Below are 12,276 nucleotides of genomic sequence, written 5' to 3' on the forward strand. Positions count from 1 at the left end.
CACTGCTGACATCCCAGATTTTGATCGTCTTGTCAGAACTCGCAGAAGCTAACTGTTGTCCATTGGGGCTGTAGGTGACGCTATTGACCCCACCGCTATGACCAGTCAGGGATTTGAGGAGTTTGCCACTGCTGACATCCCAGATTTTGATCGTCTTGTCAGAACTCGCAGAAGCTAACTGTTGTCCATTGGGGCTGTAGGTGACGCTATTGACCGCATCGCTATGACCTTCTAAGGTATTCACCTCAATGGCGCGGTTTTCTTTTTTTTCATTTGGCTTTAAGTAAACCGCTTGCTGTAAAGTTGCTACAGTTACCATTGAGATATCGCTTCTGTGCTGTGCCCAAATTGTATGCTTGAGTTTGTTACTTGCCCTTAATGCTGTTATTAAAGCATCTGGGTATTGTTCAGAGACAGCAAAGGCTTCAGAAGAATTATTGATGGCGTTAATTTGATTAACATTTGCCTCTATTGCCCACTGCCATGTTATCCCTGCTAAAACAGCAAATCCTAAACCTGCGGTTATGGAACCAAAAAGGGAGCGTTTGAGAAAGTTATTTAGTTTTGCGTCACTCAGTTTTCTTTGTTCTCGTTCCTTGTCTAGTTCCGCCATTACCTGCTTTAACTTCGGTTCCTGTTGCTGGCGGATAAAGGTAGCGATGTAGTCATGTACCAGTTGATAACGGTCGGCGGGGTTTTCTGGTAGCAAAACCACTAAGCCGGATTGGACAAGAATTTCTAACACTAAATCTAATTTACTGATTTCAGAAGCTTGTTCCGCCCTAGCTTCTGATCCCTCCATCTGCGGCGACCCTCTTAAAAAGGGTGTAAAAAGAATAAAGCCCCCTTTTTTAAGGGGAATTGGAGGAGTCTCGAAGAAGTACGGGAGCAAATCGCGTTCCAACTCAGCGCGAGTCTTCAGAGGGCGAGTTCCTTTTTCATCGGTCAGCAAATACAGTAATATATTTGCTGCTTGCTGATTTTCTTCACCACAATCATTAACAACTTCATTCAAATAACGCTTAACCAATTCGTCCTTAGTGCCACGGTGCCGATATTCTGCCAGAGTTGTAATATTCTCCGTTTGCAGTTGCGCCCCCACAACCTGCAACTCAATGAGACGAACTTCACCCAATTCTCCGGCTAAATCCAGTACCATTTGTTCAACTAAAGCAGGTTCTAATTGAAAACTAGTATTTTCAGTTAAACGCTGAATAATTGACTTCGCATCAGCAGGTGAGAAGTTCCCCAACTTGTAAAGCACATTATTACTGAGAATGTCATTACCAATAATCTTGAGACTGGGCAAATCATTGCACTCTAGCAAGTAATGGATGTAATCCACCCGCAGCGATAAGATAACTTTCACCGATAGAATATTCAGACACTCTCCTAGAAACTCAAAGAATTGCTTTCTTTGTGTAGGTTCGGTGTAAACAAAGAAAAATTCCTCAAATTGATCGAAAATTAGCACTGTGCGGAGGTTGCGCTGTTCGTTTTCGCGGAGTTGAGTGATTAGGGAGTGGGGAGTTAGGAGTGAGGAGTTAGGAGTTAGGGGTAAGGAGTTAAGAGTTAGGAGTGAGGAGTTAGGAGTTTGAGTGTTTGAAGTGGATGAATCCAGTTCTGAGGTGGATGAACGGAGTTCCGAGGTGGATGAACGAGATTCTAACTTCCCCTTGTCCCCTTCATCTCCCTCATCCCCCTTATCTCTCCTCAAAAGCCTCCCCAACTCTTCCACCCAGTTGGTGTAAACGCGTATTACTACCGGCAAATAATCTTGAGTACCGATTGCTTTATTCTTTAAAGCTGGTATGAGTCCCGCATTCACTAGGGAACTTTTGCCTACACCCGATTGCCCATAAATGACTATCAGCTTATAATCAGGGCGACCCATGCGTTCAATCAAACGTTCTACATCCAAGAGGCGACCAGATGCAGCAATTTCTGGAGCAATATTTCCTTGGGGAGAGTTTGAGCGCAATGTCTCGACAAATACCTGTTTTGTAGCTTCTAACCTACCCGCACCAATAAAAGCCCGCAAACCAAATTGCTGTTCAATAGAACGGCGTTGCTGTTTGATTTTGTATGCTTTGAGATATTCTTTCTGCTCAAAATAAAGCTGCTGTAAAAACCTGAGAATATCCAAGTAAAGCCTGACATCTTCTAAGGGATTACCCACATCCCTAGCAGTTTCTAAGCTAATAGTTGCCTGTGGAATTTGACCTAAATGGTATTGAGAACGACCTAAAATAAACTGATATAAGCTCAAATCTTTTGATTCTAAAGCCTTTTTGGGAATATCAGATAAAACCTCTGATATATTGGCTGATTCCAGATTGGGAATTGTAGCAAAAACTTCTAAGGCTTGCTTAACTAACTGATTTGCATTAACCCAATTATTTTGAGCCAAAGCTACTTCAGCTAAAAAACCGTAATCTTTAGCTAATTCCCTTAGCTGGTTGTGAGTTTTATGTACTAGTAAAGCTTGTTTAGAAAGACTAGACAAAATTTCCCATTTTTGCAAGTCTCGCAATATATCACCAAATTTTACTACTGAATTGGCGATTAAATCTGGGCTTTTAAATTGGCTAACAAAATTTATATACTCTTGAACATAATACCAAGTTCTATGCCAATCTTGACAATTTATATCTTTATGTTTAATAGCCTTGAGATAATAGCCAAAACTAATTTCACCAAGGATTTTTGCCTGGTTTTCTAAATTATGACTTTGCTGCCAAAGCTCTAAAGCTTGGTGATAATGCTGTAGCGCCGAATCTTTTTGATTATTTATCTGTTTAACAAAGCCTAATAAAGATTCTAAATTAGCTTGAATATCTAAATTATAAATATCTGGCTTGTTGATTAAATATCTTTGCGCTGCTTCTAACTCATTTTCCAGTTGAAGATATATATCTACGCTAAATTTTAAGTTATTACTAAACCATTGATTAGCCATTTCGATGATAAAAGCGACTAATTCCTGTGTTGATATGGGAAAATTCCTCGTAGTTGCCCAACTTTCCAAATCTGGCGCCAGATGTATTAGTTGCTTATAGATTTCATCGTCAATCCACAACACTAAGGGAAAAGCAAAATTATTGCGAAACTCTTCCCGCACCTGATTCGCAGAAGTTAACATCACAGACAAATTCTGCACTGATTCCAAACCCATAACCATCACACAGGCTGGTATTTCTTCGCCGAATTCTTCCCGAATTGCAGTATAAAGAGTTCTGTTCGATTGCTGCACCGTCAAGATACGAATTTCAACTTGACAAATTTCCCGCAGTCTGGAAATTAAGCGATCGCGCAGGCTACCATAATTACACCGTGCCAAAATCAGCTTAAACTGTCCCACAGAGGACTCGATCGCCCAAGCTAATTGGGTCAGAGTGCGGTCGTAGTTTACATGGTTATTTTCTGATGATTGCGAGTCTGTCATAAGAGTCTGTCATAAGTTGTTAAAAGGGCGGTTAGAAACCGCGTCTACACGAGGCTTTACCCACCTCCGTGGGTTATAAAACTTTGATTTTCTCTTAGCCCACGCAGGTGGGCTACCCTGCGGGAACGCCAAAGGCGAATGTTTGTATAGTAGCTGCGAATGACCTTCGCCCTGGCTATAAGTTGACTCTTGAATTGTTTTCACTGCAACTCTCTTGCTTCCGCCAAAACCGGATTAACATCAAACCAAGACTCGCCACCATCCCGATATTCAAACACAAACCGACTGCGGATCAGTTTTTGATATCCGTGATCATCACTCACCTTTTTCCTTTCCTTGACATGGCGTAACAATTGCCACTCATCCTCAGAAATCGGCAACATGATTTCATTCCGCCGAGAACGAATAACTTGCTCTAAGGTTTCACGAGTTAGGGGAAGACTCATCTCTTCCATAATCCAGGTATTCAGCAGCCTCAGCACGTCCCGCACATGACCACCGCTCATTTGACATAAACGCTCTAGGCTAGCAGCACTATCAAAAACCTCAGTAACTTTACTTAAACGCTCCTCTGGCGTCATGTCAGGAAAAGCTCTTGCTAGTACCATCTGCTGCATGAGTGCCATTCCCTGTGTATGAACACTGCCATTAGACCATTGTACAGGTACCATTGGTAACACCTTGGGGTCTTCTGGGAAACGCTGGGTGAGCATTCCGTAATCATTGGAAAACTTTAAAGCCAAGGGCATAGTGTAGAGTAGATGACAATTCAGCCTTGTTAAAAACTCACCCTGATCGACAAATAAATATTCCTGTTGCGGACGACCCCAAGGTTTGGCACGATTATCTATGCGGTCAAGATTATCGACAATGACCACCAAACCATTTTTACCCTGTTGTTTGAGTTTAGCGATCGCAGGTTCTAATAATTCTTGATTAATCGCTTCCAGCAGCTTAGTTTTCTGCGGTGCTAAATACTGATTAAGTTTTTCTCGCAGCGTTGGGTCATTTTTCATCTTCGCGGTGATTTCACCAATGCCCACAGACAGAGAAAACTTATCTTTATCTGCGGATAAACCGACATCACCAAGCACCGGAAGCTTAACTTTTCCCGCCGTCACCTCGGAGTTTAAGACCTTCCAAGCACCTTGCAGCAACTCATTAAACTTGTTAGGTGCCTCCAGGGTAATTTTATCCAGACTTTGACTCACACGACGAGCGATCGCCAGCAGCACATCAGCAATATCAACATCAGTCATTTCTAGGTCATCACTGGACTCAAAATAGACCACATGGAAGCCTAACTTCTCCAGTTCTGCCTGTAACCGTAATAGTTCTGTCGATTTTCCACAACCAATATGCCCAGTAAATAAAGTACAAGTGGGTTCATTGGGCTTAAAAAAAGTAATCTTCTGCTTCAGCTTGCCAAGAATATCACCACCTCGTACCGAGGAAAAATCTATATAATACTTGCCATCAGAGCTATTGTTGACAAACAGAGTTCTGCTGGGATCGCTAGCCTGATAAAATTCCCGTAAATCTATGGACATAACCTGGTAGTGCAATTATCTCGTCTTGTCTTAACACATCTTGTGCAAAAGGATAAAGTTACTTACATCTTTGCATCTCAATATTTCGGAGAATTTTCGCATCTACTACCTCAAAGGCGATCGAATGACATCGCTAATTCTCTGCGTACCTCTGCGCTTACCTCTGTGCCCCTCTGCGTTTAAAAATATTTAAGTTATCTGCAAAAACCGAGACTCTTTTTTGATACCATTTAAGGCCGGACTCTTTAAATACTGATTGACGTATGAGCAAAGGTACCCTGTTTGACAAAGTTTGGGACTTACACACCGTTGGTACACTTCCCTCAGGGCTGACGCAACTATTTATCGGGCTTCATCTAATTCACGAAGTCACCAGTCCCCAAGCCTTTGCTATGTTACGCGAGAGGGATTTGAAAGTACTGTTTCCAGAACGAACTGTGGCCACGGTCGATCATATTGTGCCCACAGAAAATCAAGCGCGCCCCTTTGCCGATGGCTTGGCAGAGGAAATGATTCAAGCACTTGAACAAAATTGTCAAGAAAATAACATAACTTTTTACAATATTGGTTCTGGCAGTCAGGGTATAGTTCACGTCATCGCCCCAGAACTGGGAATTACCCAGCCGGGAATGACGATCGCTTGTGGAGATAGTCACACATCAAGTCATGGGGCATTTGGTGCGATCGCATTTGGTATCGGTACTAGTCAAGTTCGGGATGTTCTCGCTTCCCAAACCCTTGCCCTCTCGAAACTGAAAGTCCGCAAAATAGAAGTTAACGGCACTCTCAACCCAGGAGTTTACGCCAAAGATGTAATTTTACATATCATCCGCACCCTTGGCGTGAAAGGTGGTGTGGGTTATGGCTACGAATTTGCAGGTACGACCTTTGAACAAATGAATATGGAAGAGAGGATGACTGTCTGCAATATGGCGATCGAAGGCGGTGCTAGATGCGGCTACGTCAATCCCGATCGAGTCACCTACGATTACCTCAAAGGCAGAGATTTTGCTCCCAAAGATGCAGATTGGGATCAAGCAGTACTTTGGTGGGAATCCATCAAGAGCGATGCTGATGCCCAGTACGATGATGTGGTGGTATTCGACGCGGCGGAAATTCCTCCTACCGTTACTTGGGGGATTACTCCCGGTCAAGGTATCGGTGTCAATCAGTCAGTACCTCAGCCAGAAGAACTGCTAGAAGAAGACCGATTTATTGCTGAAGAAGCTTACCGCTACATGGATTTATATCCTGGTCAACCCATCAAGGGTACCAAAATAGATGTCTGCTTTATTGGTAGTTGCACCAACGGCAGAATTAGTGATTTACGAGAAGCGGCAAAAATCGCCAAAGGTCGCCACGTTGCAGAAGGAATCAAAGCCTTCGTTGTCCCCGGTTCTGAACGGGTGAAGGAAGAAGCGGAAGCTGAAGGACTGGATAAAATCTTTCAGGAAGCCGGATTTGAGTGGCGTGAACCGGGATGTTCCATGTGCCTGGCCATGAACCCCGATAAGTTAGAAGGAAGACAAATCAGTGCCTCCTCCTCCAACCGCAACTTTAAAGGAAGACAGGGTTCCTCTTCCGGTCGCACATTGTTAATGAGTCCGGCAATGGTTGCCACTGCTGCCATTAAAGGCGAAGTCTCTGATGTGCGCGAGTTGCTGTAATTTTGGGGACTGGGGACTGGGGACTGGGGATTGGGGATTGGGAATTGGGAATTGAAAGTTTACCTATTCCCGACTCCCTCATCTTCCCTAGTCCCTAGTCCCCATTACCCCTTATCCCCAGAGGGGGTCCCACCTTCCCCAATCCCTTTTTCAACAGATTGAAAAAATAGATAAAAATTATGGTGAGTGAAGTTAAAACGGTTTCAGGGCGCGGTATACCCTTAGTGGGCAATGATATAGATACCGATCGCATCATTCCCGCACGATATTTGAAAGCCATTACCTTTGACGGCCTAGGCGAAGCCGCGTTTATCGATGATCGGAAAGCACTTAAAGGTGAACACGCCTTTGACCAACCCCAATACCAAGGGGCGAATGTTTTAATAGTCAACCGTAACTTTGGCTGTGGTTCATCACGGGAACATGCACCCCAAGCGATCGCTAAATGGGGAATCCAAGCTTTAATTGGTGAAAGCTTCGCCGAAATCTTTTTTGGTAACTGTGTGGCAATGGGCATACCTTGTGTGACAGCCGATGCTGTTACTGTTAAACAACTACAAGAGTTAGTCGCTGCTAATCCCCAAGCTGCGGTGACAGTAAATCTGGAAACCTTGCAAGTGCAAATTGGTGATTACACCGCCCCAGTTACCATTGGTGAAGGTACAAGAAGCACATTTATTTCTGGAACTTGGGACGCTTGCGGTCAGTTGGTGGCTAACGCTGACCAAGTTCGGGCAACGGCTGCAAAATTACCTTATGTAGGTTGGGGCAATTTAGCAGCAAGTTAGCGATGTGTGAAAAAGCAGAGGAGCAGAGGAGCAGAGGAGCAGAGGAGCAGAGGAGCAGAGGAGCAGAGGAGCAGAGGAGCAGAGGAGCAGAGGAGCAGAGGAGCAGAGGAGAAAAACCACGCCACTTGCGGGTGGGGCTTCAACCAAGGAAGCTAGGGAGCAAGGGAGCTATCGCGCCACTTGCGGGCGAAAGCGCGTAGCGGGACGAAGTACGGCTTTGAACCTTATCTTTTTCGTAAAAAATTAATTGCCTTTGCAATCCCCATCTTCGGAGTAACTTGTTCGCGTTAGCGTCTCGTAGAGAAGATGGGGAATTTCGCAACCTCTTAAAAGCCACTTTTAGGAGTTTCTATAGCATTAGGACTCTCTGTAGTGGTAGGTTTTTTAGTATCGGGAACTTTCTGTTCGGTACTCTTTTGATTACCTTGACTTTCTAGCCTAGTTAGTGCCTGTTTTGCCAGATTTGCGGCTGCTTGTTTAAATAATGGTTCTATTTTATTTCGCCAATATTGAGTATTAGGCAGCTTTTCTGGATGGTTTCTATAATCTAAAACTTTATCCCATTTACCATCATCTATTGCTTTATTGATCTCATTAGACAAAGCCTCAGCCTTCGCCCAATCTTGCTGCCACTGGGAAATCATTTTGCCCGTCTCTTGGATACCAGAAGCAGCATTTGCCGGAACTGACCTTAAAAGTGCGATCGCTCCGGTTATATCCCCTGAATCATACTTCTGTCTTGCTTGCTCTATAATATTGGCACTATTATCACTAGGCTGCGATTGTTCTGATTTCCCAGCATCGTCAGCTGACCCCTTCGACTTTTCTGGTAATGAAGTTGCCACATTCCGCGATTTTGATTTTGCCTTGGTAGTCGGTCGATTCGCAATCGAGTTACTATCATCTAGAATCTTTGTTGCAATGCCTTTTTCGCGCAGGCAATAACTCCATTCTTGATTATTGGTTATCTCATCCGAGTCTACCCAAGCCAAACGACCAGGTTTAAGTTTAATTTCTACCCAACCTCCTTTTGTCCGCTTGCCAGTCACCTCGAAATTGGTGTTATCACTCCCGGTTCGCAAAACATTATTAGAATTTATCGAACTAGGTTTAGAACGGATATTAGAATTTCCCACAACAATAGCCAAGCATTTGTCTGTTAAGGCAGTATTATTACCTGTAATATTTAAAGCGAAATTTTTCACATTTGGATATACATTGGCTACCAAAGCAGCCGCACCACCCGCCAATAATATGCCAATTAATATCGGCCATGGGTCGGATTTATGAGAATCTTGACGCCCAGGTTTCGCGCCGATAGGATTTGCCGGTGCAACTGCAACAGTTTGCAGCCGAGATACTTGAGGCTGGGATTTGGCTGCTTGGTAGCTGGAATTATTGGCGGCTTCTTGAGAGGTGGAAAGTGCTGGTACAGGATTAATCGCCTCTTTACACGCTTGCAATGCCTCCGTGGCGCTTTGGTAGCGGTCTTTGAAGTGATAACGTACCATCTTAGACAACACTGCCGCCAGTCGATGGTTCACGGTTACTGAATGACGCCAGATGATTTCGCCTGTTTCTGGGTCTTCTTGCAATTCTGTTGGCTGTAATCCTGTTAATGCTTGAATAGCAATCACACCAAGGGAATAAATATCGCTATTGGGACGGGGTTTACCTTGCCCTTGTTCTGTGGGCATATAGCCAGGAGTGCCAATAACCACTGTCGCCGAGGCTTGTCCGCCTACTGCTACCATCTGTGTACGCAGTTGCTTCACTGCCCCAAAATCTACTAAAACTAATTTATTATCGGAAGCGCGACGAATGATATTATCCGGTTTGATATCGCGGTGAATCACGCCTTGGCGATGGACAAATTCGAGAATTTCTAAAACTTCCTGTAACAGTTGAATTACCTGGCTTTCATTCCAGCGCTTACCAGGGATAAGTTCTTCAGCTAAGGTATGTCCTTCAATATATTCTTGTACTAGATAAAATTCTTGATTGTCGTCAAAATACGCTAGTAGCCTGGGTATTTGGTCATGATTGCCCAGTCTTTCCAAGGTTTCGGCTTCACTGTTGAATAGGCGTTTCGCAGTATCAAAAACTCTGGGGTCAGTTCCGGGTTTAAGGTGCTTAACAACACAGATGGGATTGCCAGGCCGTCTAGTATCTTGAGCAATATAGGTTTGACCAAATCCTCCCATCGCGAGGACTCGAATTACTTGGTAACGATGATCTAGTAGCTTGCCTATCATATTCCCTCCCCAGAGTTCTTACCTAATTTTCCAGCTAGTAATAAATATCTCCAAATTTTCTTCAATGAAATCCGCTATCTTGAGAAAAGATTTAGATTAAAAACGCAGCTTTTTAATAAACATAGACTGTTTATTTTTCTTTATAGTGCCCCTGTTTACTACCAATGCCACCTAAAATAACAAACTCAGTTGCATGGCAACAGGCTGAAATCCTCATGCAGCCTGCTTTCATTCGGGTTATCGACAATCTCCGCAAGCTGCTTGATGAATCTTCCTGGACGGGAACTTACCATGATGTCCTGATTTGGCCGCCTAGCACCACTGATGAAATCAAAGCATTGGTGACTGAACTGTTGCAAGCAATGGAAACTGCAACGCCCCAAGAAGCAGATGAAATCAGAGAGACTCTGGCTCGTCTGCCGATGCCCCATCCAGGATATCATCTACGTTTAGAGCGTCAACAGCAGCAAGCGAGTATCGATTTGTGGGAACTGTGTTATCAAGTGTGTTTTCTTAAATACAGCCCAGTTCAGGAATCTGCTGATGTTGATACTAGTTTAATTGATGAATTCGGTGAAGTGGATTGGCTGCGTTTGGATGCGAAGGCAAAGGAGTTAGTTGAACAGGCATTTGCTAAATTACCAGAGAGTTGAAGCCTGTATGGTAGTTCTGCACCCACTTTCAGATTTCATCGACTGCGATTTTGCCATCAGCGACTCATCTTGTAGCTATTGGTACGAAGGCCGCTGTCTGGAAAGCGGCCTTCGCCTAAAATTACCCCGCACCTCAATGTCTGAAGCGATCGCCCACGGACTAATGCAAGATTTAGCTAATAATGACTGTTATTCTCGTGAAGGCAAGATGTATGGAATTCTATTGGTTGAACTGCCTAATGGCGAACAATGGGTACTAAAAGCCTTCTCCGGTCTTTTAAATGGTTGTAGTGTTGCTGAGGGCTGGGTGCCACCAATTCCAGGCAGAGACGAAGTTGCTTTCGAGGAAGCCCGTACTTTGGCGCAGTTAGACGCGATTAAGCAAGAACTTCTGACCTTGAAGCAACTGACCGAACGTCGGCAGTATGAAACTCTATTAAATGAGTTTGAGCAGCAGTTGCAAGCAATGAGCGATCGCCATCGCTATTGCAAACATCAACGACAGGAAAAACGTCAGCAAATCTGCAAGAAACTCAGCCCAGAAGCACTCACTATTGCTCTTGAACAACTCGATGAAGAGAGTCGTCAACAGGGAATTGAGCGACGACAACTTAAACGCCAGCAAAATGCCGTATTACAACCCCTGCAACAGTTAATTGCAGCAACAGATGCGCGAATCAGTGAACTGAAACAACAGCGTAAAGCACTGTCCCGTCAATTACAAGCTCAAATGCAGGCTAGCTATAGCTTGACTAATTTTTCTGGGCGATCGCAATCATTGCAAGAATTGATGCCAGGAGGTTCGCCCACTGGTACAGGAGACTGTTGTGCCCCAAAGCTGCTTCATTATGCAGCAACACATAATCTCAAACCGTTGGCAATGGCAGAATTTTGGTGGGGTGCGTCTTCCGTAAATCAGGATAAAATTCAGGGAGAATTTTATGGAGCATGTGCGGAGCGATGTCAGCCATTGATGGGGTTTTTGCTCTCAGGCTTGAAATCTATTTCCATGTCTAATAGGGATTTTCATACAGATACCCCATTATTGATAAGTACATTAACACATTTGTGTACCTCCGATGAAAAACGCCCAGTCTTCTCGCCTATTAAGGGAGAAATCCCCATTATTTATGAAGACGAATGGCTGATTGCTGTCAACAAACCTGCTGGATTACTTTCGGTGCCTGGTCGTTATCGCGATCGCCAAGATAGTGTCTTGAGTCGCTTAGGTCATCTGTTACCGGATGGTATGGCACTTGCATCTGTGCATCGCCTAGATCAAGAAACTTCCGGGATTTTGTTGTTAGCGCGCGATCGCCAAACCCATCGACGACTCAGCCAACAGTTTCAGCAACGCCAGGTTCACAAGATTTATGAAGCCATACTTGCCGGTGCTGTAACAGTTGAGCAAGGTGTGATTGACTTGCCACTGTGGGGAAATCCTGAAAATCGCCCTGAGCAAAAAGTTGATTGGCAGTATGGTAAACCCAGCTTGACACACTTCCAGGTAATAGCGAGAGAAGGAGACTACACCCGCGTAGAATTTACGCCACTCACCGGACGCACTCATCAGTTGAGAGTTCATGCAGCTGATGCGCGAGGACTTGGGAGAACTATTTTAGGCGATCGCCTTTATGGATGCTGTGCAGTTATTAGTCGGTTACATCTGCACGCCAGAGAACTTCGCTTCAAGCATCCGCAGTTAGAAAAAACCCTGCATCTACAAGCAATTACGCCCTTTTGACACGTCCTATCATATCCCCATGAATACTTACAGTAGGGAACAGGGAATAGGGTTGAAACTCTCTTGATATATGGCTTTGTACGTAACTGCCTAGCTAGTAGTAATAGAGGAAAGGAAAACAGAGACATTACCTTCTAAAGCATCAGTAATAACTTCGAGGAGATTAAGACCATG

7 protein-coding genes are annotated in these 12,276 nt (G+C 44.2%); 4 read left to right on the forward strand and 3 right to left on the reverse strand.

Translation table 11 applies throughout. The features are described from left to right. Together V7K67_RS34040 and V7K67_RS34045 are read right to left on the reverse strand one after the other, a co-directional pair. Positions 1-3,445 (reverse strand): nSTAND1 domain-containing NTPase (locus tag V7K67_RS34040; protein ID WP_442943997.1); only part of this gene is annotated, 3,445 nt, incomplete at its 3' end. Between the two features lie 200 nt (positions 3,446-3,645). Beyond that, positions 3,646-4,995 carry an ATP-binding protein gene (locus V7K67_RS34045; protein ID WP_335170311.1) on the reverse strand — a complete coding sequence of 450 codons (1,350 nt, stop codon included), beginning with the start codon at positions 4,993-4,995 and terminating at the stop codon, positions 3,646-3,648. Positions 4,996-5,258: 263 nt separating this feature from the next. On the opposite strand from V7K67_RS34045, the gene leuC reads away from it, so the two are divergent. Further along, the gene (gene leuC / locus V7K67_RS34050) at positions 5,259-6,662 is read left to right on the forward strand and encodes a 3-isopropylmalate dehydratase large subunit (protein WP_334729317.1); all 1,404 of its coding nucleotides are present in this window, start codon (positions 5,259-5,261) and stop codon (positions 6,660-6,662) included. 179 nt (positions 6,663-6,841) lie between these two features. Beyond that, on the forward strand, positions 6,842-7,450 hold the full coding sequence (gene leuD / locus V7K67_RS34055) for a 3-isopropylmalate dehydratase small subunit (protein ID WP_334729318.1): 609 nt from the start codon (positions 6,842-6,844) through the stop codon (positions 7,448-7,450). A 326-nt stretch (positions 7,451-7,776) separates the two neighbouring features. On the opposite strand, the gene V7K67_RS34060 is transcribed toward leuD, so the two are convergent. Further along, on the reverse strand, positions 7,777-9,705 hold the full coding sequence (locus tag V7K67_RS34060) for a serine/threonine protein kinase (protein ID WP_335170313.1): 1,929 nt from the start codon (positions 9,703-9,705) through the stop codon (positions 7,777-7,779). 164 nt (positions 9,706-9,869) lie between these two features. Between V7K67_RS34060 and V7K67_RS34065 the strand changes: the two genes are divergently transcribed. Beyond that, positions 9,870-10,358 (forward strand): hypothetical protein, encoded by a 489-nt coding sequence (locus V7K67_RS34065; protein WP_334729320.1) that lies wholly within the window; start codon positions 9,870-9,872, stop codon positions 10,356-10,358. Between the two features lie 7 nt (positions 10,359-10,365). Continuing rightward, entirely contained in the window at positions 10,366-12,102 is a 1,737-nt protein-coding gene (locus V7K67_RS34070; RefSeq protein WP_334729321.1) for an RluA family pseudouridine synthase, read from the forward strand. The last annotated feature ends 174 nt before the right edge of the window (positions 12,103-12,276 follow it).

Origin of the sequence: Nostoc sp. (assembly GCF_036917155.1) — a bacterium.
In the GTDB taxonomy this organism is placed as follows: domain Bacteria; phylum Cyanobacteriota; class Cyanobacteriia; order Cyanobacteriales; family Nostocaceae; genus Nostoc.